Source organism: Legionella drancourtii LLAP12 (genome assembly GCF_000162755.2).
Classification (GTDB): domain Bacteria; phylum Pseudomonadota; class Gammaproteobacteria; order Legionellales; family Legionellaceae; genus Legionella; species Legionella drancourtii.
In genome coordinates this window covers 1-23831 of sequence record NZ_JH413809.1, presented here as the reverse complement: position 1 = coordinate 23831, position 23831 = coordinate 1, and the positions used below count along the sequence as shown (strand labels likewise).

The following is a 23831-nucleotide window of genomic DNA, read 5'->3' as shown; positions in this document are numbered from 1 at the left end:
ATTCAGTTAAATAGTTAATGTTTTCTGGATGGCTAGCTCATTACCCTTTAGAGCGTTAAGAGAACTGTTCATATTAAGGTTGAAACTATCTTATAAAAAGCAATCAACCACAAAGACATTTGTTTTTTACTGAGTTACAGTAGGCTGTTGTTTGCAGAACGGAGCGTATGGAGTAAGTAACAAGCAGGGATAAATAAGTTTAATTTAAAATAATGTATCAATGGATATGGTGTTAATGCAACATCTAATCCTCGCAACCAGGGAACAGATATATCTAAAAAACCGCTGGTTTATTTGTCATTAAATAAAAAACGATAATCAGGCTAATGAATGCTGGCCAGCCTAAGTAAAACCAGTATTTAAAATAGCGGTAATAAATTGGGGGAAGGGGGCTATTATTTTGCTCTGCATCAACAGCAAAGTCTCGCATTTTAATTTGCAGGTAAACTACTGGAAACCAGCAACAGGCCGCAATTAAATAACCAATAATGGAGCCCATAATCCAGAACGAAGTCCATGGGTAGCCTACTAAATAAACCATCCATAGTCCTGTAAGTGGCTGGATAAAACCTGAGGTTCCGGTAAAAATCCAATCTGCTAACACCACGTAGCGGGTGGTTGCTGCAATTATGTGTACATTTTTTGTTTGGTGACCATAGAGCATAGTACAGGCAGTTCCTATGCCCGTACCAAAGAGTATGGTTGAACTGAGTACATGAATAAATTTGAGCCAAAAATAAAGCATTATCGATCAGACTCCAAGGCAAGATAAACCAATATAGCTACCAATAGGGGGATATTTTTTGCCAATGGGGCAAAGGGTTCAAACCACAAATTGGGAAGCTTCCATGTTAATACAGCACTATAAACTAAGATCATGAGGATTTGTAATAGACCTATTTTTTTTATATGGCGGGAATAGAGCAGGGCAATACCTATTCCTGCATCAATAACACAGGCTCCATAGAAAAACATGGGTTGCCAAGACCTGGCAACGCCGACTTGAGCTAAAATATCATAAGATGCGGCTCTTGGATAAAAAAATAAGCAGCTGATGGCGGTAAACAACCAAATAAATGCCAGGCTAAATTTTAGAAGGGGTTTGACAAAATAAAGTCTGGCATGCCATCGATCTTGGATGGAACTTGGGTGGCTATAAATACCGTCTGTAAATTCTTTTGGTGCAAAGCCAATAACCTGGTGAAATTTTTGCGTTTCCTCAGGACTTGTTATGTTATTTTGGAAGAGCAGTTTATAAGAATTCGTATTTAAGACTGAATAAGGAATTAAATCGCCAACCAGCGCTCCTAGGCGAATAAACACCAAAGGCACAAAAATTAATTTTGCTTTTGAAAATCCCAGCCAGGTTCGCATTTTGCTTAAGATATTATTTAAGTTGATTCGTTGAGCACTTACTGCATGGAGCACTAAATGCTGTTGTAAGGGCAGAGTAATGAGTTTAATAATGGCGTTGGATAAATCTTCAAGATGGATGGGTTGGAACTCTTGATTACCTTTTCCTGGAACCGGTGTAAACCAAGGTAAGCCAGATAGGCCGCGAAACAATGAGGAACCGCCATAAGAACCTCGTCCATAAACTAATGAAGGCCTTAGGATAATTGATGAAATAGGGAGTGTGAGTAGGTAATCATCTGCGGCTTTCTTACTTGCGGCATAAGCTACATCAGATTTCTCAATGCCAAGGGCAGAAATTTGAATGATTTTTTTGATTCCTCGGGAGACACAGGCATCAAATAATGCTTTAGGGGTATCATAATGAATGGCCCAAATTACTTTGGGGTTAGGATGATAAAGAATTCCTACACTATTAATCACGACATCAATATTATTTAGACGCTTTGTCCAAATGTCAGTGGATTTATCGTTTACAAAATCACAGGGAATGACGACGGCTGTTGGAAATAGCTTTTTTGTATAGAGCACATCACGTACACAGCAGGTAACTGAATGTCCTGCTGCAATGAGATCGGTCGTAATCTGTGAGGCAATAAATCCTGATGCACCTGTAATCAATACATTCATTGTCTATCCTTTGGTTTAACATTAATTTGTTCTGGAGTTTGAGGGCAGTGTCGCCTCATTGCCCTCAGGGTATTCGTTACCTGCTCTCAAATGGCTTCAGTCTACACTCCATAGATCTGGTTCTCCAGAGCTGAATCAATATTATGGCCATAGCCAAGTTCTTTTGCCAAGCGAGCATGTTTTAAAACACAAGTTACAGCGCTGGTTAATTCAAGACCAAAGAGGTAACTCTCATAATATTGCGCATTGGCTGGTTGCATAAATTTATGTTTTTCATAGTCGTATTGATGGGGTTTAATCTGTTCATGCATTAATCGATAGAATTGGCTGTATTTTTCACCGCTGATTTTTATCGTTTTTATTGAAGCGGGAATACTGAATAACTCAATCATTTCCATAACAAATTGATAATCTTCTTGGGCGGATTGTTTATAATCAGGTGGAATTTTATCATGTAAAAAAGCGGCTTCGGCTGCCTCTTTAAGCAGATCATAATAAGTATATCCCTTTAAATAGAGGCATAAAGAGAAGAGAAATACGGGATGTTTGGATTCACTCCCATTAATTGTTCTTAAGCGTTCTTGCAGTTTCTCTTTATGGTGTTGAGGAATAGCAATAATGCTACCATAAAGCTCTTTACTCGGGTTTTGCACTAAACCCTTATAAAGCTCTTGTTGCTGTATTTCAAATGCATGTAAATTGAATCGTTCTTTGGGCCGAAACATTCCTAATCTACTTTGACTAATTAATGTCTGTTTCGCTGTTTTAGCGTCTTTTAGAATAAACGTAGGTAATGAATTACCATAGGCTAAGTAGTCCGCATAATCTTCACGAATCAACTTCCCTAATGCACAAACCAAATCCTGATGAGCTTTCGGAGAGCGAAAATAAGAATAGGTGGCTATGTCTTTATCATTTCTAGGGAGGTATCTAAGTTGTAATGTGTTGGCGTATTTGAATCCATTTATTGTGTCAGCAAAACCTTCACAGTCACCAAAGTTAGTAAATGCATCTTTATTTGTACGAAGAACTTCTTCAAATAATTCTGGAGCTGCAGTTAGTTCTTTCATCACATAAGGTGAATCCAACCGCATGGAGTTATGTTTAAATTCTTCCCCCCAAATTTGGCACATATAGGCCGATTCTTTAGCAATATTATAAGGGACAAATATTTGTTGTAGCAGAGCTTGAGGTGCATTTCCTAAACGTTCCTTTTCTTTTTTAAATAATTGTAAGTAACGTTCCATGCGTTCTTTTGAGTAAATCCCTAATATTGTAAGCATATCAGTCACAACAGCTGCAATTGGGGCGCGGTCATTTTCTTTGGCATGGAAGTACCACCATAATGAACAAGATGCGGTACTGTGTGCATTTGAAATTAATGAGGGATTGCAGGAAATGGCTCGTTCTGGGAAACCAGGGATGTTATTGAAAATAACATTAGGTTGTCTTCGCGCTCTCATTTTAAGCAGGAACACGTTAATTTCATCAAAAGTGTTTTTCATAAAATCGTATAAGCGTAGTTCTTTAATGACCGGAAGTGTCCGGATTGGCTGATTTCTCAGTATTGCTTGCCATAAATTAATAAAAGTATAGAGTTGTAAGCTATTGGGTTCAGCGGTGTGATAAATTACCATATGATTCGGATGTTGTTGCAAAAAGCGCTCTTCGTTTTCTATAACCTGTACCATCTGTTCAACAAATTCAGCATGGCCTAATATTTTCATGCCCGCATCAGTGAGCTTATGGTGCTCTTCTGTCCACTCAATTGGGGCAAAATGATCGTTAAAGTAAGTGCGCAAATCTGTTTTAATATTGCCAGTAAATTGCTTACCTAATTGTAATTTAAGCAATGAACATGTTGGGCCGTAGTGGGTTGTCTTTTTCACAGATTGTATATCTGAAGCACTTAGAGAGGAGTCCGCTCTTTCTTCTTCTAATTCTGTCTGCGCCAATTGGCGGGTCAGTTGATAAGCATAGACTCGTTGCAACACTTCCTGGGCTGGATCTTCATCTTTATCCTTATCACTCATTACGGATTTAAATTGATCGTAGCTATCAATTGGCTGGTATTTTTTTCCTTGACGCAGGGTGTCGATGAAGTTTGTTGTATGTTGAAGATAAGTGACTAATTCTTGATAATCTTCACTCCCATTATGGTCTACCTCCAATTCCGGATTGATTAAATGATGATCACCACTTAGTGAAACAAATGTTTGGATGTTATCTAGTATAATTCCCTCTGCTTCATAGGACAGTTGTTTTTGTAGCATTTTTTCCATAAAAATTCGCGCCTCAGCATAAGGGGCGATATGGTCATGTACTGAGTGAGTAATAAGCAGTGGAACATCCTCGGGCATTGTTGAGGGAACAGGATATTTTACCCCTCCGCTTAAATGTGCCCCTTTAAAAATATTCTCATAAGTTCCTTGTTTCACTTCAGCTAATAAGTGGGAATTAATAAAAGAACCAAAACTTCCTCCTCGTAAATAAATTTTATCCTTATCAATAAACGGCATTTCGCGTACGAATTTGGTTACTGCATAAACATCTTCTGGGCCATAAATATGATGTTTGCCTTCTGATAACGCTTCCCACTTTTTCCAGCCTTCTGGATCATCACCTACTTCAGGGTAGTTTGTACTTCCACGATAGTTCGGGCAGGCTACTGTATAGCCATGAGAGATGAAATATGCAATTTCAGCATGAAAGGAATCTTTTCTCATGTAAACATTAGGACCGCCATGAGTATGAATTATTAATGGGGAAGGGGTTTCTATGGTTGCATTTTCTGGCTTAACAAATACAAAAGGAATATTGGGCTGATTTTCAAATAAAGCGGGTGCCATCATATCACTTTTTTCGCAGTTTATATCTTTCATAAGCTTTATACATTCTAGTTCAAATATTTGTTGTTCTAGCGGATTTTGATAATGGTGGGCATTTTTTTGTAGGATATAAAGTGTGACTAATTGTTCTAGGGTCATTGGCATGGTAAGTAACCTCGGTTAATTTTGGCTTTGTGCGTTCAAAAAGACCTTTTCGGATTATTGATGAGCAATTTTACTTTAAAATAAGTCATTAGTCCATTATTTGTTTAATTAAGCGGGGGTTTTTGCATTAGTTAATCAGGATGTTTGATGCGTTTAAATGATTTATAAACTATATTTTTATCGGTTTTTTCTAAAAATCTGATAGATTGTATTAAGAAGAATGGGTTCTGAATAATCTAAGAAAAAGGGAGCATAATGAATAAGAAAAATCTAATCATTAAGTTTATTCTACTGGTAAGTATTGGATTAACTTTTATGGTTCAGGCTTATGCATTTTCATCGGATTTAAAAAGACAAACGACTCTAACAACGCCTAATGCACAGGTTAAGCCCATGCATCGTCGTGAGATTATTGTTTTAATCCATGGCTTAATACGCTCTACTTTGAGCATGTATCCATTAAAATCGTATTTAGAACGACAAGGCTATCAGGTTTATTCATACAGTTACCCCTCCGCAAGATATACAATTCAACAACATGGCGCTTATTTAAATCAATTTATTAAAAATTTATTAGCAAAAAATCCCGGTGTAAAAATTGATTTTATTACCCATAGTCTTGGGGGCATTATTACCCGGGAAGCCTTATCTAAACTGACCGCGAGACAATTAAAAAATGTTGGTTGTTTGATTATGCTAGCCCCTCCTAATCAGGGCTCTAAATTGGCGAAATTATCTACAAAGATGTTTCCGATGTTTACGTTTCCAATAAAGCCACTAGCGGAGCTTAGTTCGGATAAGTCGTCATATGTGCATCGAGTTCCTGTACCTAATATAAAAATAGGCATTATTGCTGGGCGTTATGATGCGAAAGTCCCTCCCGCTGCCGCTCGTCTTGATGGACAGGCAGAGCCTGTTGTTATTAATTCGACGCATACGTTTATTATGAATAATGCACAAACGAAAAAATTAATCACGAATTTTTTAGAGAAGGGAACCTTTAAGGACTCGTAGGATAGGTGGACGACACGCTCTACTTTTTGTGAGAAACATCGTGTTAATAGTTTCCTTGATTTTTTTTACGAAAAAGGTGAAGCCTATGTAAGGCTGTGCAATGAGCATATCTTAATTTCCGGGCGTTATTATGAAAACAAAGTCCGCTTTTTTTTCTCGATCACTTTCTGAATCTTCATTGACTGTGGATGACTTTGATCAGTTTTTTCGAGGAATGTTATTAGAGGCTTATGAGCAACGTTTTAATAGCGTAGCCGATGCAAGATTTTATTTAAAAATACAAGGTATGGATTTAGATACGGCGATAACCACGTTTTTATTAATGGAAAAAATGGGATCGCTTACGACCTCTATTGTAAATTCCTTATTCTTTCCTATTGGTTGTGGGGATGTAACCAATACTTTTTGCAGCACAATCATTGGGCATGAAATGTATACGCCTAATGAACAACGATCTAATGCTATTGAAGATCTGCAATGTAAGTTAGCGATTAATTTACCAAAATTGATTCGCCTGGATATACCTGGACATTCTTATGTATTATTAGCCAGTGAACAAAAAAAAAGAAGGTGTCTTGGGATACATTTATCAATCGAACATTGCAATGGGAATGGAAGATAATTCATTTTCTCTTGCCGCCTGGCTAATGGATCCTAAGTCGAATAAAACAAATCTTACAGAACACCTGGAAAAACTAAAGTGGCTACTCGATCCTCGGACTTCTGATTCAGAAAAAATTATGATTTATCGAAAATTATTCTTTGCTAATCCTATTATACCTGTCAGAGAGCCCGCTGATATGGAAAAAATCATTCATTATATAAAAAATAATCCTGACTTCAAATATAGTATTAAGAAAATCACTCCTAATGTGATGATCGAGGCGTTAGAGAGAATGAAAAACATGGATATTAATGAGCAGAGTCAATCTTTGGATGAATACATCAATAATGTAAAACAGACGCTACCATTTAAAATGTAATGATAGCATAATTTTTAGTGCCACATATCTTGTCCCTTGGGGAAAAATATAGGGAAAAGCTTTTTAAATATTAATATAATTCAATAGGTTAAAAAGCTGTTCAGTAACTTCTCAATAAGTCCGGGAACCGGCATTCTGAACAACGTGTTAATATTCTCCTTAAGTAAGTGCCATTCGGTAGTAAAGCCCAGCCTAAAATACATATAGGACAACGACCCGATTAAATTTTTCAATGTCACAATGCTTCATTCGCAGTGAATTGTTCGTCCTCGGTACTGCCTTTTAATGCCGTTGTTGCACTTTCACCTTGCATAATGACATTTTGAACGGCGTCAAAGTAACCAGTACCAACAAAACTTTGATGTTTTGTAGCTCGAAAGCCATCTTGTTCTTGCTGCATTTCGCGTTGTTGCATTTGTGAATATGCATACATCCCTTCTTTTTTGTAGCCTTTTGAGATTTCAAACATACTCAAATTCAGGCTATGCCAGCCTGCAAGAGTGACGAACTGGTATTTATATCCCATAGCAAATAATTGCTCTCTAAAAGACTTCAATTCATGTTCTTCTAAATTAGCTTGCCAGTTAAAGGAAGGAGAGCAGTTATAACATAATAGTTTTTCTGGATATTTTTGATGAATTGCTTCCGCAAATTCACGTGCTTCTGCCAGATTAGGTTTTGATGTTTCACACCAAATCATATCGCAATAGGGCGCGTATGCTAAACCACGGCTGATTGCTTGTTCAATACCTTCTCGGACATAAAAGAACCCTTCCTTAGAACGTTGCCCAGTCAAAAATATTTTATCATTTTCATCAAAATCACTGGTAATTAAATTGGCTCCATTGGCATCGGTGCGTGCAATAATTATGGTTGGAACGCCTTTGATGTCGGCAGCCAGACGTGCAGCGACTAATTTATGGATTGCTTCGGTGGTTGAAATGAGTACTTTTCCACCCATATGACCACATTTTTTGGCTGAAGATAATTGATCTTCAAAATGCACAGCAGCAGCACCCGATTGAATCATGTGTTTCATTAATTCGAAGGCATTTAAATTACCACCAAAACCAGATTCAGCATCTGCAATGATTGGCGCATACCAATCGATTGAGTGTTCTTGATTTAAACAATGAATTTCATCGGTCCGTTTTAATGCATTATTAATTGTTTCAACAAGTTTTGGCACCGAATCAACGGGATATAAGCTTTGATCTGGATACATTTGGCCTGCGCTATTATGATCGCCTGCAACTTGCCAGCCGGAACAATAAATGGCTTTTAATCCAGCCTGTACTGCTTGAATAGCTTGGTTTCCCGTCAAGCAACCTAAGGCGGTTACCGGTTCATTTTGTTGTAGCATTTGCCATAGCTTGTGTGCACCATAGGTAGCAAGGCTGTATTCAATTTTAATCGAAGGCCTCAATTTAACAACCTCTTCGGCATTATAAGGCCGGATTACACTCTTCCATCGAGGATTTTCGTTCCAATCATGAACTAACTCATTGATTTGCTCTAGGATATTCATACTATGATCCTTTTACTAAATTAAATAGGGATAAGCCCTGATGGTTAGAAACTCATCAAAATGCTTATTGAAAATCATTTGTTCCATTAAATCTTTTGCTTGTGTTAAATACTCTGCATCAGACGGTGTATTGCGATAACGTTGCAATAGTGAATCGTATTCTTCTCCCATCCATTGATGAAGCAGTGGAGCCGTTAATTTATGTCCATTACTTAATGAAGCTGAAAACTTTAACCATTGCCATAATTGCGCTCTGCAAATTTCTGCGGTAGCGGCATCCTCCATTAAATTACGGATGGGGACGCATCCATTACCCGATAACCATGCTTCCAGATAAAGTAATGCGACTGTAATATTGTTTCTAACCCCTGATTCGCTAATATCGCCAGTTGGTACGGATAATAAATCTTGTGCTGCAATGTCGTGTCCATCAGGAATTTTATTGAGCTGATTGGCTTGAGGCATAATTTCATTAAAAGCTTCAAGAGCTATAGGAATAAGACCTGGATGAGCAACCCAGGTTCCGTCATGTCCTGCGAGTGCCTCTCGTTTTTTGTCTGCATAGACCCGATCCATCGCTTCTCGGTTAGCGGCCTCATCGCCTTTAATTGGTATTTGCGCAGCCATCCCACCCATGGCATGAATGCCGCGGCGATGACAGGTTTTAATTAATAAAGTGACGTAGGAACTAAGAAAATGACAGGTCATTGTCACCTGTTGTCTGTCAGGCAAAAGAAATTCTTTATGATTGCGGAATTTTTTTATAAACGAGAAGATATAATCCCAGCGACCACAATTTAAACCAACAATATGATCGCGTAATTCATAAATAATTTCATCCATCTCAAATGCGGCGGTAATGGTTTCAATTAAGACCGTCACTTTGATGCTGCCACGTGGTAAATTTAAGAGTTCTTGAGCTTTTATAAATACGTCATTCCATAAACGAGCTTCTAGATGAGACTCAAGTTTGGGCAGATAGAAATAAGGGCCTGTTCCTTGTGAAAGCAAGTATTCTGCATTATGGAACAGATAGGTAAGCGCGTCGAATAGAGAGGCTGACATAGGCAGATCATCGATCAGAATATGGGGTTCTTCCAAATGCCAGCCTCGAGGACGCACAATAAGTACGGCAGGATGTTTATTTAATTGATAATGTTTTTGGGATTTTGGATCAGTGTAAGTAATTGTTTTTCGGATTGCATCATATAAATTGACCTGACCTTCAATGCAGTTATCCCAAGTTGGTGCGTTTGAATCTTCAAAATCGGCCATGAATACTTTGGCCTCGCTATTTAAGGCATTAATAATCATTTTGCGATCTACCGGCCCAGTAATTTCAACTCGTCTATCAATTAAGTCAGCTGGGGTATTATTTAAGGTCCAGTTTCCCTGGCGAATTTCTACCGTCTCGTTTAAGAAATTAGGGTAGTGGCCTTGGTCAAATTCATGTTGTCTTTTTTGTCTTGCTAAAAGCAATTCATGACGACGTTGACGAGTAAAATGCTCCATAGTCGTAAGAAAATTCATTAAATCCGAGGATAAAATAAAACTATTTGTGGGGGATAAGCGACCGTTTATTTTATAGTAGTTATTTGTCATCTAACATATCTCCACTTACTATTGGCTCAATTAAAAAATTGGTCTCTGTTAAACATAGTTGAGATTAATAGATTTGCAACCTATTTGTTCGATAAATGAACTGTTTTTTTTTGCGATGCAGCAATTTAATAACGTTCAGGAGAAAAAACTTTGTTTGGAGAGCTTGCCGAACTAATTACAGTGCGTAATAAAGCGAGGGGGTACCTTGCACAATCTTATTGCGTTTCCGTAAATTATTTGTTCTAAATATGCCCATAAGTGAAAATTAATAACCAATGTGGTATGATTTAGATTGTTGGGTATTTTTATGGAGCAAAATATATGGCTAATCAATTTGAAAAAAATATGTTAATTACTGATGCGATTGAGACCTTATATAAAACGTGTATGGAAGCACATAACCAAGGACGACAATTATTTGGTGCGCAATCTTACGAGGGTTCGACATTAAGAAACGTACTCAATAATAATAATAGTATTATTGAAGTAGATAATGGATTTAAATTAAATATCCATGTTCAAACAGCGATACGCTCATTTAACACAAAAGCTACACAAATGGATGTAAGCTCTTATAATTATGAGGATGTTTCAGCAATTAAACTCTCTGAGTTTAGTGGGAATATTCAAGGGGTTTGTGATGCTTATTATTTATTAACCTTTCAATTTAAAAATAACGAAAAGAAGCACTTTTTCTGTAAAGACGCTGCTTTAGAGTCATCGATCGATGTATTATTAGATAATCTTCCTGAAGAGCATCTTGAACTCATTTCAAAAAAACAATTTCGAACCAAGGAAGTCCCTTATCTACGCGATTTTTGGAAAACTAATTGGGAAACAAGTGAAGTAAAAACTTATTATGAAACGAGTGATACCTTTATAAAAGATAAATTTGTAACTAATATTTTGCCTTTAGCTCATGAATATGAGTGTTTAACTATTATGGACGTTGGTGGTGGAAAAGGCCGATTGGCGGAAAAACTTATCAATCTACTTATTGATGAAAAAACACCTTTTAAATATTTATTAATAGAACCTGATGTGTCGCAGTGGGAGATTGCCCGAGAACGATTGACACTATATGCCGATTCTGGTGTTGAAGTGATTAATGCAAGTGTTAATGATTTTTCAACGTTAGAACAGTACCGTGAGTATACCAAGAAGGTAAATGGCATCATCCTTTCAGGAGGGCCTATCAATGAAAAAATTGTTAAGATGGAGGATGCTGAAAAAAATTTGGTGCAACTGCTGCCATTACTTGCAGATAATGGAATAATTATTGCCACAGGTTTAACGCCAGTTTTTTTTACTAAAAAGGACTTCACTAATAAATATAACTTAGTTGTTTTAAGTACGGTAAAAAGAACTTCGGAGAGGTCATTTGGTTCTGAAAACTTATTTCAATATTATGTCATTAAAAAACCACCAACACCAACTCAAGATTTAGAGCAGGAACCACCACCGTCCCCTAATTTTTTTTAGCCAACTATATTCCGGATTACTGCTGCGTAAGTTAAGCTCGAATGCAGGTTGGCGCTGAGCTTGCGAAGCCTAACAACGAAGCGACCTCCATACTATTCGTTATGGATAAGAATCGCCTCCTCTTTAGCCCGAACGGATCGAGGAGGAATAAGCTCTGTTTTTATTTCTTATCCGAAACGGACGTTAATTTAACGCAAGTTCGAAAAATGTAACTTATAGTGTTTTAAAATGAATAAAATATTCATTTTGCCATTGTCTTGTTGTATTTGCCTCAGCTTGAATTACAAAGGATTTTACTCGTTTATTTGCCAGGTGATTTTCTTCACGATATAAAAAAGCAAATTCATTAGTAGTTTCAATAAGTGGTGAGATGAGAAAACTTGATTTTGCCATGTTCGCTGAAAGCCGATAGCGTGTTCTTTCTCCATTTTCCAGCTCAAAGATAATTTCCAATTGGCTTATTTTGAAAAAAATAACATTTATAAAACCCAACAAGCTAGGTTTTATATCAACAGCAATAAAGAGAAGTTGGTTTGTCGAGGGGACATTAATTACTTCCCCTAAACGATGAGATTCATTTTTTAGTAATGATAGAGTCGCTTTGGTTTTTGCCGCCTTTTGCAGATATAAAAAACGACTATCCTGATGAGTTAGCTGATAATTTTTTATTAATAAAGGCCAACTGGCGCTATCTTCTAAAGAAGGGATGCGATTATCAATAGGCTCTATTCTAAAAACAATATTATCTGGTCTATGCGCGCTCTCAAGGTGTTCTTTGTTCTTTTCCGCCAAGAGTGGTGCAAAGGTTGAATAACTTTGAAAGACGGGGCGAGGAGACCAGTTATTCTCTGAGGCAATTAAATAGGTTTGTTCATAAGAATAAATGTCTGTTGTGCCTTGCATCAAGGGTATGGAGGCTTGGGCTCGTTGAAAGCTCATAATGAGTTCAAAGTTTCTTTTGAGCCAGTTTGTATCATTTATGCGTGACTTTAGTCCATACCAACTTGATGAGTAAGTCGAGATAAGATTATCTTTTATCGCTATGACTCTGTATTGGCTGGTGATGTAAATTCCAGTACCTATTGAGACGGCAATAACCGCTAATCTAAACTTAGATGAGCATACAAAAGGAAGGAGCAGGGCTGCAATGAGAATTGAGGTCCCACAAATAATGGCATGATTATGGCGTGTAAATCCGGTTTTAAAAGACAGGAATAAAAAAATGCCAAAGAGTGCGAGTAAAAATAGTTTCGCGGGAGTCGTAGTTTGTTTTTGTTGGTAAATTAAGCACAGAATCAAGGCCGAGGAAATCAAATACAAAACGATTTCTTGGCTATTGCCATCTTTAGCCATTGCTTCGGTAAAGACAAAAACAAAATAAATTGAATGCAGCAGATAAGACGGTAAGTCAGCTAATGCTTGTCTTGCTAATCCCCAACACAAGAGCATTGATGCAAAAGGGGCGATGAAACAAATAGCCGCTCGATGGTATTTTTTAGATTCTATAAAAAGTAGGGCGCAGAGTGCTATGCTCGTGAGGCTTATCATAATGAGTGAGCATTTTATTAAGACCAGTAAGCCTAATGGTGCAAAAAGTAAGAACCAGAGGGTTAAAGGGAGCTGTGGCGGGTCTTTGTTCACTAGGCTTTTATAACTGATTAGGCCTAGCAGTAATGGGTATGAAAAAAATAAAGAATCTTTAACGTACATCATGGCTGAAAGCAACCCAATAAAGGCCAAAATCCATCGCCAGGGCGTATTCTTCATCAGTATTAGCAATGCGATCCAGTAGGAAATTGCTAAATAGAGGCTTCCTAGTATCATCATCAAATCGGTTGCGGGGTGATAAACCTTGGTGTAAATCGCAGAATAAGGGCCTAAGGTAAATATAATTTCCTTGCCAAAAGAAAGTTTTTGCGCAATGGCTTGATTAAGGGCTGTAGCCCAAGAGGGATCAATACCTGAATCAGGCATTTTCGGTGCTAAAGGAACAAAGATTGGAATAATAATGAGTAACAGAAGGAGCTTTAGCATCCACTCGATGAAACTCTGCATCGGTTTAGGTATTGATTTTAAAGACTTAATCAAAGAGTTCACCTTGGATCAGATTAATGCGACAGGGCTAAATAGTAGAGATAACTGCTGTTTTGAGCAAGCTAATTTGCGGCATTTTAGGGGCGGTACTCTGAACACTTCTTATCCGAAACTGGCGTTAAATTAGTGTTTTTATAATAGTCTTTTTTAATGATGTAGCCTTCCCATGAATAAAGATTTTTTCAGAAAAAAATATATTCTCTTTTGTAAATAAGATAAGTGTTGAACTTCGTGTCCCATATTCATGATTGGGGGTAGTCACAAATATAGAGCTAAGTGATTTTTCTACTTCAATTGGTACACCGGTTTGCGGTAATAAATTATCTGGCGCAAGGCGACAGTCTTCTAAAATAGGAAATAATAAGTCTTCAATTTGCTCTGGATTTGCCCTGATCCTCAGTATGCCTAAGCATTTATTAAATAACTCTTTGGCTCTTAATACTTTATACCAAGGCGTATCTAATAAATGATTGCTAATGCCATAGAGGCCGGGAGTTAATTTTTTTGCCTTATTTTCGACATTAGAATAGTAAATAAGGGTATTTATGGTGCCAACAAAGAGATTAAATGGGTTATAACGCATAGCGTTGGGTACAATTTTATTTATATAAGCAGACGGCGATGTCCGGGTGCTGTCTAATAAGTAATTTTTTACCAAAAGTCCTCTTGATTGCATCAAGGGATCATAAGCATTTGGATTTCTATAGTTCGTTATCAGTGAAAAACCACTATTTTTATTAACCCCCAACCACGTACCTCCACTTTCCAGATCTTGACCTGCAAATAAATTAGGTGACTCCGGCCAATAATGTGCCGAAGCGGTGGCTCGCTTATAAAACTCATCTCGATTGGATAAAATAATGAGTGGGTACAATGGGTGCTGGCTTATTGCGATCAAGGCAAGACACATCAGATTCTCAACTGTTGATTAATTGTTGACTTACTTTAACTGTATACCATTTCGGGTCATTCTTACATCCACTGCCATTAAGTTAAGCTTTGTAGCCCGGATTGGCGCAGCGTAATCAGGCTACGTTCATCCAGTCCTCTGTTTTCTGTAATTGCTGTTATTTAAGTGTTTTTTAAAAATCTTGATGTCAAGACTGTTTTTTATTTTTTTATTTGTTACCATATGCAGGTATTTTCTTATTTTACCTATCAATATTTTCTGTGGATATCTCCACTACCTAATCTAAGCAGCAACATAACTTCTTTTCTTGTGGATTTATAAGATCGTTGTTTTATAAGCCTTAGCCCCTATTTTATAGATAAAAAATACAAAACAAGTTATCCACAAAATCTGTGGATAACTCTGTGCATAGGATGTAAAATAAGATGATAACAAATCAAATTTTTGAGTGAGTCATATGTCCGATTGGCGCTGGCTCAAGGGCACGTCTTTTGATGTGTCCTATAACATAGTTTTTTCACAAGCCTGAAATAGGCAATGTCCTTAAAGACAAAAATATTGCATGAACTGCTAAATCTATTTATTGTACATACAGGGATTATAAATTATAAAAATGGATTTGATTCGATGATTATTTCTTCTGTTTCTGATTATCGTAAAGCGGCTAAGCGAAAATTACCACGGTTTCTCTTTGATTATATTGATGGTGGGGCATATGCAGAATATACGCTCAGAACCAATGTCGCTGATTTATCCGAAGTAATACTACGGCAACGTGTTTTAAAAAACGTTGCGCAGTTAAGTCTTGACACTGAATTATTCGGACAAAAATTGACAATGCCAGTTATTATAAGCCCTGTAGGCTTAATGGGCATGTATGCACGCCGTGGTGAAGTCCTTGTTGCCAAAGCTGCTGCTAAAATTGGGATTCCCTACACCTTGTCTACGCTTTCCGTATGCTCTATGGAAGAAGTGTCCGCTCAAAGTCCTAATCCTATCTGGTTTCAGCTTTATGTCCTCAAAGATAGGGGCTTTATGAAAAATGTTCTTGAGCGAGCACAGGGCTGTGGTATCACTCACCTTGTATTTACTGTCGATATGCCTGTACCTGGAGCACGCTATCGTGATGCACATTCAGGAATGTCAGGGCCTTTTGCGCGTCAACGTCGTTTTTTACAAGCAATAATGAATCCTTCTTGGGCATTAGATGTCGGTATTATGGGACGCCCTCATGAACTTGGAAATGTGTCTAAGTATTTAGGCAAGGCTGTTGGTTTAGAAGATTATATGGGTTGGTTAAATAGCAATTTTGATCCCTCAATTAGTTGGTCTGATCTTGAATGGATTCGTGACTTTTGGAAAGGTCCTATGATTATTAAGGGAATTCTTGATCCTGAAGATGCAAAGGACGCCGTCACCTTTGGTGCGGATGGAATCGTTGTTTCTAATCATGGAGGACGGCAACTTGATGGGGTATTATCAACGGCTAAAGCGCTTCCAATCATTGCCGATGCTGTTGGAAACAAGATTACCCTTCTTGTTGATTCAGGAATTCGTTCCGGATTGGATGTTGTGCGCATGCTGGCACTAGGAGCTAAAGCGGTTCTTCTTGGTCGGCCCACGGCGTATGCTGTGGCGGCAAAAGGGCAGGCAGGTGTCGAGTATATGTTGGAATTGATTGCGAAAGAAATGCACGTTGCTATGGCATTAACCGGGGTTAAGTCAACAAGCGAAATTAATCAATCCAATCTTGCTGAGTATTAATCAGTCGTTTTTTTGTTCTTTTTTTATGCTAAATTTTAAATAGAGCTGCGCTTGATTCAGGGACCCAATAGTCTATTCAGTAAGAGCAATGCATTTTCCCTGCCTCATCACTTTGGTGAGCAACCTATTCGTGTGAACTTAATCAAAACATTTATATAGGGAGGCTAATTCATGAATATTCATGATGTTGTTGAAGCACAGCGCCAATTCGCGGCTTCAGGACAGGCAAAAAACATTGATTTTCGTAAGCAGCAACTACGGAAATTAAAGATTATTCTTCAGCAAAATGAGCAACTCCTCTACCAAGCCATTTATGACGATTTTAAAAAATCGGAATTTGAAACCTATTTAACTGAGCTGGCCTTGCTTTATCATGAACTTGATCTGGCCATTAAACGCGTTGATAAATGGGCTAAACTGAAAAAGGTAAGAACAGAACTGCCGAATCAGCCCGGAAAAAGCTTTATTATTGCTGAGCCTTATGGGACGACGTTGATTATCGGGGCATGGAATTATCCTTATAATCTTACTTTATTACCATTGATTTCGGCGCTTGCAGCAGGGAATACCAGCATTATTAAACCAAGTGAACAATCTAAAAATACATCCACTGTAATGGCTCAAATTATTAATCAAAATTTTGATTCAGCTTATCTTCATGTAGTTGAAGGCGGGATTGAGGTTACTCAGGAGCTTCTTAGTTATCGTTTTGATAAATTATTTTTTACTGGCAGTACTACGGTCGGTAAAATCGTGGCCAAAGCAGCAGCGGAACATCTAACCCCGGTGACACTTGAATTAGGGGGGAAAAGTCCATGCCTGGTTTTTGCTGATGCGGATCTTAAACTTTCAGCGCAACGCATTGTCTGGGGAAAGTTTTTAAACGCAGGACAAACCTGTATCGCTCCAGATTATCTTTTAGTCGAGGCCGCAATCTATCTTCCTTTTCTGGATGAGTTAAAAAAGCAAATTACTAAAATTGTTGGTGCCAATCCTCTTGAGAGTGAAAGTTATGTGCGAATTATCAATCAAAATCATGTTCAACGCTTAAAGAAGCTCATTGATCCACAGAAGCTCTTTACTGGGGGGCAGGTAATTGAAGCGGAAAATTATATTGAGCCAACGATTCTTAAAGATGTTACTTTTGCTGATGAAGTCATGAAAGATGAGATCTTTGGCCCTATTTTACCTGTCATTCCATTTACTGATTTAGACGCGGTATTAGAAGAAATAAAAAAACGTCCTAGTCCCTTAGCCTTTTATATTTTTGGCAAGAATTCAGCCCTGCAGACACAAATTTTACACGCAGTACCTTTTGGCGGTGGCTGTATTAATGATGTGGTTATGCATGTTGGTAACCCCTATCTTCCTTTTGGCGGCGTGGGGGATAGTGGGATGGGAAGTTATCATGGTGAGTTTGGGTTTAAAACATTCAGCCATTTCAAAAGTATTTTGAAAAAAACTTTTTGGTTTGAGCTACCAGTGAAATATGCGCCTTACAGTAAATTAAAATTACGTTTGATTCGTGCTCTTTTTAGGTAATCTTATTGTGGTATATTTAGGCAATAATGTTCTATTAAGGATGCTGTGCTAAAATATTTATCAATATGAGTTAACGGAGAATTTATGCCTAATATTCCATTAAATGTTTTAGGGTTAAGTGTACCTAACATGACATTCCAAAATGGTAATAAAATAGTAACCAGGCCGATTACCGATCATCCGCCTATTATTCAAAATACGCACTGGGGCGCAATAGGAACCATCAATATACTTAATCCTGGATCGCCGATTGCTCCGCCAGCACAAATTGATGGCGTTAAAGCGTTACCCGCTAATGGCCAAGTACAAATGGAGTTAATGGCTGAATACATTTTTAAGATGTTTCAACAGGGTGTTGGTCTACTGGCATTGCAAGAAGTCCCTGAGCCACAATCAGCGAACTTTAGATTTTTAAGCGATAAATTAAAAAGTCTTGCCGGTACCTCCAATCTTATTGATGTTGATACGCTAACAAGCCAGTGGTTAAAAACCGGGACTCATAGTTTTGGTACTTCTATTTTATGCAATCCAAAGCAGTTTCGTATTTCAAGCAATGCGTCGCCTGGTTTAAATAATCGTGCTGCTGTTTGTGAAGTAACTACTGCAAATGGTCAGGTAATCCCTGTGGCTAATATTCATGGCGATTTTACAAAGCAACCAGATACAGCAAACTATGTTGCCGGTTTTGATGGTTTTTGTTTAGGTGATTTAAATATAACTCATTCTGCTTTTGCGCCAGCTCAAGATGCAGATATCTTGCAATCAATAGAAAGACCAACATTACAAGTCGAAGGGAACACGTGTGTAACAAATACCGTTGATTTTATCCAAGATAAATACAGTAAACAGTTTAATTCGGCGTTTGTGCCTGATGTAGGGCGTATTGCGCAGCTGCAAAATACAGAAGAGGGCGTGTTTCAGCCGGTAGTGATTAAGATTTCTTCATTTACGGCCGTTCCTTTATTAAAAAACTTTGCTACTTATTTAGCTAGGGTTCAACCCGAGTTAATAAATTCGGGGCGTATTATTGATGTTGATTTGAAAACACAAAGTCCGTACAACATTGCTCATATTACCATAAAGAATGAAGTGGTTTATCAAGCATATAAACGTTTTATGGCAGATCAATTTTCTGTTGAAAAAACGAAAATTCAACAACAATTTATCACGCAGTTAAATGTGCTTGATAATAAAATTAGTGCTTATGCCAAAAAAAGCTCCGCTTCTTATAAAAAGGGACAAGAACTCCATCAAACACTATATACTGCTCAAGAGACGTTTTTTTCTAGCTTAACTCCAGATGCCAGTTTTGAACGTATTCAGGAGAATATTGCTAATTTCCGCAAGGTTTGTGAACAGAATGTTCGCGATGCTGATAGAATAATGGGGCATGGTTGGCTGTATCGTATCGGAGAGGTGCTTCTTAAAGCAGTAGCAGGATTGTATGCTGGAATTGGCATGGTGCTCGGTATCATAGGTGGGCAAGGTCTTGCTAACCCACAACATCGTCAAGCATACAGGGATTCATTCTTAACTTTGAATCAATCAACAGGAAGTAAGGCTCTACAGGAATTTAAGCAAACAATTCTGGGAGAGGATGAAGATGAGCCGGGACTACTTGATGAAGACAAGTTAACTCCTAAGAATATGTAGCTGTTGTCAGGGGCGTTCGAGCAGGGAAATCCTGGATTAGGCTTCGCCTAGCCCAGGATCGAGATAAACTAAGTACATAAAAATTGCGGAGGGTATGCTCTATCATCATAGCCCCGAGGGGCAATAACCCTCTACAACCAAGATGTGGAAAGGGCTGCAGATAATTTATTTAATTAAATATTACTTAATTTACATGAGGCTTATCAAGCAAGTGCTCAAGATTGACATTTAATAAAAATGGGGTTGCATTAGGCATGGTGTAGCTTTTTCCATTCGATTGCTTGCCATCAAAAGCCAAATATGTCCCCTGTTCTATTAAGTTTCCTTTGCCCATCATGATACAGCAAGCTGCTCCAAACATAGAGTGCGAGAACATAAGCACTTTCTTATCTTTGAATTGTTCATTAAGCGCTTGCAATGTATGTTTGGCACGTAATAGAACTTGACAAAAATTTTCCGCATCTCGCCAGGTGCCATACACATCTTCCCCGGGACACTTTATCAACGCATGTTGCTTCTTATAAAAAGAATGAGCTTGGTGATCTGAAGGAATATCACAAACACGACGGTTTTCTAAAGAGCCAAAAGACATTTCCGTAATACTTTCTAATGCATGATATTTTTCTTCGAATCCATTGCGTTTTACAAAGGGAAGCCCCGTTGCCCTGGCTCGCTCAAGTGGGCTATGAAAAATAATATCTGGAATCCACCCTTGGTGTAACAGTTCATTTTCTAATTTAATTGCAGCATCAATAGCTTGTTGCTTTCCAAATTCCGTTAATTGATTGATCGACGTATCCACATTGCCTTGAAAAACACGATTTTCATGATTCTTTTTATTCAATCTTAGCGCATTATCATCAAGAGAACCATCCTGTGTAATTAAACCTGCATTGCCAAATGTTTCTCCATGTCGAACAAAAACCAATTCAAAATCTAGAGGCATTGGTTCAAAATTTGATGTGTAAAAAATATTTCCTGAATGAGTATTAACACGTATTCCAATATTTTTTAAAGCTTGAGTAAGCATATGCCCCTTTGTTGCAAAAAAATTCATTGATCGAGGGATTGTTTGTGTTGCTTGGTATGTGCTCTCCTTATCTAATAAATGAATGTGTATTAATATTCGATGGATAAGATCGCCATCCAAAGCCGGATCTAGTCTCTGATGAGTTTCACTCGCATCAGCACTTTGACGGCATAAAACATCAGCATAAGATAGATTAATATCATATATTTCTTTCATTTTTTTGCAATCAGGGTTCAGTGGATCTTTGTCTTTTAAAGCGTAGAGCACACCTGCCGCAATACCTCTCTCTAGACCCGGAGAGTCTTCAACAACACCCTGTTGTTGTTTTAAACGTATAACGCCTAAAATCCTACCATCTGGACTAAGTTTACGTAAGGGATCTCGACCAACTCGCACGACAGGATCGTTGCTGCTCATTAAACAACGTTCAAAAAATATGTTTTTAATATCATTGAAAAGAGCTGTATCTAATGCAGGAAAATTTTTTTTAATGTCGGTGCAATTTCGACATCCATTAAAGAGGCAATATAGTTTTTCATACCTGGATAATTGATGCCTTGAGCAATCGTAACACAATTAAACAAGGCACTTACCCAAGCTAGAATGGCATGAGGACCATTAATATACTTATCCTTTATTACAGCTAGGATGTCTAAATCTTCCACTCCATCGATTGAAGAGAGTTCAGGATAACGACTGACAAATTTTTGAGGAGCATAAAGTTTAAAAGGTATTTCTGCATTAAAAAGTTTTAATGACAATTGATATTTTTTCATAGCAGCCAGAATTGTATTAGGATCCTCTATTATTTCGTTGATCTCAGTTTCTAGTGTTCCAGAATCATCATAACCGTCCGATTTCATGCATATTAAAAGTTGCTGCTTCAATTCATTTTTGACAATTTCAACAGGGATTTTACTCACAATCCTATCAGAAACAGTAGGTATAAACTCAATACGCTCTAAAATTTCATTGCGCTTTGTTTTATCGTCAATTAATTCGCCAATTTTAAATGAAATAGTTTCTCTAACATATTTATCACAATGATGTCGGTTCATTAAAACTAAAACTGTTAAGTTCGATTTAGATTGCTTATATCGATTAATGAGTCCCTGAGCAATACTTTCAGAAGATTCATCAAATGCATTCTGCGTCAGACACAGAGCGATGATTTCTGTTGTATCAGTATATAATTTGACGATATCTGTATGATTTCGTTGAGTCATCGTTATATGACTAACAACCGTATCATCTCCTTCATCTGCGCCAATATGCTGCAAGCGAAATTGATGATTGCCATTTATTAACGTATTGAAAGTAATATCATTGGATGTCGCAATAATTTGATAGGGCTCAAGAAAGTTAGATCGGTTAATAACATCTGCCATCAATCCTAAACCAATATTTCCGCCACCATGTATACCGAAGACTTTCATTATGAACCTCTTATTTTTATTAAAATTTAAGATGAAAAATGCTATCATGTTCATTGGGAAAATAAATTTCTTATTTTGTTGAATTAAATTTCAAAAAATTAATTGTTTTTTACTATTGGGGTAATTTATGAAAAGATCGGCAGGGAATTCTAAAAGTAACTATAAAAGTGACGATGCCGAAGGTATATTGATGGACAAAACAGATATAAAAATTCTTAACTTGCTCCAAAAAAATAACCAATTAACCAATCTAGAGTTAGCACAACTTATTAATTTATCTCCCCCTCCTTGTTTGCGAAGGGTGCGAAGATTACGAGAATGTGGTTTTATAACTAATGACGTGTCATTAGTCGATCCATTTAAAGTAAAGCAAAATCTTATTAGTTTCGTCAGTGTCTCTTTGGAAAAACAAGGGGATGATTTTTTATCTAATTTTGAACGAAAAATGAACGAGTGCCCAGAGGTAAAGCAATGCTACTTTATTTCTGGAGAGATTGACTATTTATTGATGGTTCATGTTGAAGATATTGCATTATACAATGAATTTATTCGTCGTGTTTTTGTAAATGTCCCTAACATAAAATCTTTTAGAAGTAATTTTTGTTTAAGCCGCGTCAAATACGACACCTCTATTATCTTAAAAGAGGAGTAATTTCAGATGAGTATTCTATTTTTTTTTAGTATCTTGGGTCTTATTGCATTTATGTTTTCTGGTGCTTTAGTAGCTATTAATAATAAAATGAATCTTGGTGGTGTGGTATTTTTGGCAGCGATCACTGGACTTGGGGGAGGGACCATACGTGACATATTGCTGAAATTACCTGTTTTTTGGATGCAAAATAATTGGTATCTTTATCTTGCCGTAATGATTGGTGTTGTTACATTTTGTTTTTATCATACCCTAAAAAAATACATAACTCGTTTGTTTTTTGAGAAGACTCTCGATCTCTTTGATGTTTTAGGAACGGCATCATTTATGATAATGAGCGTTTCCACTGCCAAACTTAATCATCAATCTACAATAACATCAATTGTATTGAGTGTGATCACGTGTATTGGCGGTAGTGTTCTTCGAGACATTATTTGTGGCGAAACATCAATCATTTTTAAAAATGATCTTTATGGCTTTTATGCAACATCCGTTGCTCTTGGAAGTACTGTTTATATTGCTGTTGATCATTATAGTACTACGTGGGCGATAGTATTGGCCAGCTTATTTTTAATAGGTTTAAGATTTTCAGCGATTCATTTCAATTTAAATTTACCAAGAAAGTCATTGAGCTAGAGAATACCATATAATTACTACGGAAATACTACCGCGCCTAATTTTTTCATTAATTTCACGATACGCTATTAAAATTAAAATAATAGAAACAATGTATGCATTCTGCAAGCTATGGATTGTATGATCTAACAGTCAATGGACGATTTTGAATGTAATCTGTATCGAATATGGAATCATATGTCTTCAGATTCCGATACCCCAAAACTGTAAAAGGTATTCTAACTCCAAAGAATTCAGGTGGTCATCGCCTATTAAGCGTGCCAGTGAGTTGCGCAAGCTATGGTGAAACAGGTATTAGACAATGCTGCATCCTATATTTGATTTTCTCCTTTATTGATGATTGCACGAGATAACATTGATTTGGGTATTAAACTTTTGGATGTTCTACTCAAAGGTTCTGGTGCTGTTTAATACAGCTCAGAGAGGAGCGTTTGTGCTTATATTATTTAAGCGGCTCATTAATTGATAATTG

Annotated in this window: 18 protein-coding genes; 9 read left to right on the top strand and 9 right to left on the bottom strand. The window is 37.3% G+C overall.

Features of this window, described 5'->3' with window-relative positions; genetic code table 11:
• Positions 1 to 274 precede the first annotated feature (274 nt).
• The 3 genes from LDG_RS05300 to LDG_RS05290 all read right to left on the bottom strand — a co-directional run bounded on the left by LDG_RS05300 (position 275) and on the right by LDG_RS05290 (position 5036).
• Positions 275 to 745 (bottom strand): DUF2269 family protein, encoded by a 471-nt coding sequence (locus tag LDG_RS05300; RefSeq protein ID WP_040534611.1) that lies wholly within the window; start codon positions 743 to 745, stop codon positions 275 to 277.
• Positions 745 to 2043: an NAD(P)H-binding protein gene (locus LDG_RS05295; protein WP_006870154.1), complete on the bottom strand. Its 1299-nt coding sequence runs from the start codon at positions 2041 to 2043 to the stop codon at positions 745 to 747. The genes LDG_RS05300 and LDG_RS05295 overlap by 1 nt, the downstream gene beginning before the upstream one ends.
• A 101-nt stretch (positions 2044 to 2144) precedes the next feature.
• A complete protein-coding gene (locus LDG_RS05290) occupies positions 2145 to 5036 on the bottom strand; it encodes an alpha/beta hydrolase family protein (protein ID WP_006870153.1) in 2892 nt (963 codons plus the stop codon).
• Positions 5037 to 5291: 255 nt separating this feature from the next.
• Between LDG_RS05290 and LDG_RS05285 the strand changes: the two genes are divergently transcribed.
• The 3 genes from LDG_RS05285 (at position 5292) to LDG_RS20075 (ending at position 7033) form a co-directional block, all read left to right on the top strand.
• On the top strand, positions 5292 to 6050 hold the full coding sequence (locus LDG_RS05285) for an esterase/lipase family protein (RefSeq protein ID WP_006870152.1): 759 nt from the start codon (positions 5292 to 5294) through the stop codon (positions 6048 to 6050).
• Positions 6051 to 6180: 130 nt separating this feature from the next.
• A complete protein-coding gene (locus tag LDG_RS20080; protein WP_006870151.1) occupies positions 6181 to 6672 on the top strand; it encodes a hypothetical protein in 492 nt (163 codons plus the stop codon).
• Entirely contained in the window at positions 6662 to 7033 is a 372-nt protein-coding gene (locus LDG_RS20075) for a hypothetical protein (protein ID WP_006870150.1), read from the top strand. Before LDG_RS20080 ends, LDG_RS20075 begins: the two co-directional genes overlap by 11 nt.
• Positions 7034 to 7268: 235 nt before the next feature.
• Here the strand turns inward: LDG_RS20075 and aceA are convergent, their stop codons facing one another.
• Together aceA and aceB are read right to left on the bottom strand one after the other, a co-directional pair.
• On the bottom strand, positions 7269 to 8561 hold the full coding sequence (gene aceA / locus LDG_RS05275; RefSeq protein WP_006870149.1) for an isocitrate lyase: 1293 nt from the start codon (positions 8559 to 8561) through the stop codon (positions 7269 to 7271).
• 15 nt (positions 8562 to 8576) lie between these two features.
• Positions 8577 to 10163 (bottom strand): malate synthase A, encoded by a 1587-nt coding sequence (gene aceB / locus LDG_RS05270; protein WP_006870148.1) that lies wholly within the window; start codon positions 10161 to 10163, stop codon positions 8577 to 8579.
• 321 nt (positions 10164 to 10484) lie between these two features.
• Here aceB and LDG_RS05265 point away from each other — a divergent pair, with 321 nt between their 5' ends.
• Positions 10485 to 11645 (top strand): hypothetical protein, encoded by a 1161-nt coding sequence (locus LDG_RS05265; RefSeq protein WP_006870146.1) that lies wholly within the window; start codon positions 10485 to 10487, stop codon positions 11643 to 11645.
• Positions 11646 to 11858: 213 nt separating this feature from the next.
• Here the strand turns inward: LDG_RS05265 and LDG_RS05260 are convergent, their stop codons facing one another.
• Both LDG_RS05260 and LDG_RS05255 read right to left on the bottom strand, forming a co-directional pair.
• Entirely contained in the window at positions 11859 to 13742 is a 1884-nt protein-coding gene (locus tag LDG_RS05260) for a hypothetical protein (RefSeq protein ID WP_040534608.1), read from the bottom strand.
• Between the two features lie 115 nt (positions 13743 to 13857).
• Positions 13858 to 14649 (bottom strand): NRDE family protein, encoded by a 792-nt coding sequence (locus LDG_RS05255; protein ID WP_006870143.1) that lies wholly within the window; start codon positions 14647 to 14649, stop codon positions 13858 to 13860.
• Positions 14650 to 15186: 537 nt separating this feature from the next.
• Here LDG_RS05255 and lldD point away from each other — a divergent pair.
• From lldD to LDG_RS05240, 3 genes are all read left to right on the top strand, one after another.
• Positions 15187 to 16413 (top strand): FMN-dependent L-lactate dehydrogenase LldD, encoded by a 1227-nt coding sequence (gene lldD, locus LDG_RS05250; RefSeq protein ID WP_407635261.1) that lies wholly within the window; start codon positions 15187 to 15189, stop codon positions 16411 to 16413.
• Between the two features lie 171 nt (positions 16414 to 16584).
• Positions 16585 to 17955, top strand: coding sequence for an aldehyde dehydrogenase (locus tag LDG_RS05245; protein ID WP_006870139.1), 1371 nt, complete (start codon positions 16585 to 16587; stop codon positions 17953 to 17955).
• A gap of 84 nt (positions 17956 to 18039) precedes the next feature.
• Entirely contained in the window at positions 18040 to 19608 is a 1569-nt protein-coding gene (locus tag LDG_RS05240) for a hypothetical protein (RefSeq protein WP_006870137.1), read from the top strand.
• Positions 19609 to 19792: 184 nt separating this feature from the next.
• Here LDG_RS05240 and LDG_RS05235 read toward each other — a convergent pair whose 3' ends face one another.
• Positions 19793 to 21055: a histidine phosphatase family protein gene (locus LDG_RS05235; RefSeq protein WP_006870136.1), complete on the bottom strand. Its 1263-nt coding sequence runs from the start codon at positions 21053 to 21055 to the stop codon at positions 19793 to 19795.
• 50 nt (positions 21056 to 21105) lie between these two features.
• The gene (locus LDG_RS05230; RefSeq protein ID WP_006870135.1) at positions 21106 to 22074 is read right to left on the bottom strand and encodes a hypothetical protein; all 969 of its coding nucleotides are present in this window, start codon (positions 22072 to 22074) and stop codon (positions 21106 to 21108) included.
• Between the two features lie 127 nt (positions 22075 to 22201).
• On the opposite strand from LDG_RS05230, the gene LDG_RS05225 reads away from it, so the two are divergent.
• Together LDG_RS05225 and LDG_RS05220 are read left to right on the top strand one after the other, a co-directional pair.
• A complete protein-coding gene (locus LDG_RS05225) occupies positions 22202 to 22726 on the top strand; it encodes an Lrp/AsnC family transcriptional regulator (RefSeq protein WP_040534606.1) in 525 nt (174 codons plus the stop codon).
• A 6-nt stretch (positions 22727 to 22732) separates the two neighbouring features.
• Positions 22733 to 23359 (top strand): trimeric intracellular cation channel family protein, encoded by a 627-nt coding sequence (locus tag LDG_RS05220; protein WP_006870133.1) that lies wholly within the window; start codon positions 22733 to 22735, stop codon positions 23357 to 23359.
• The last annotated feature ends 472 nt before the right edge of the window (positions 23360 to 23831 follow it).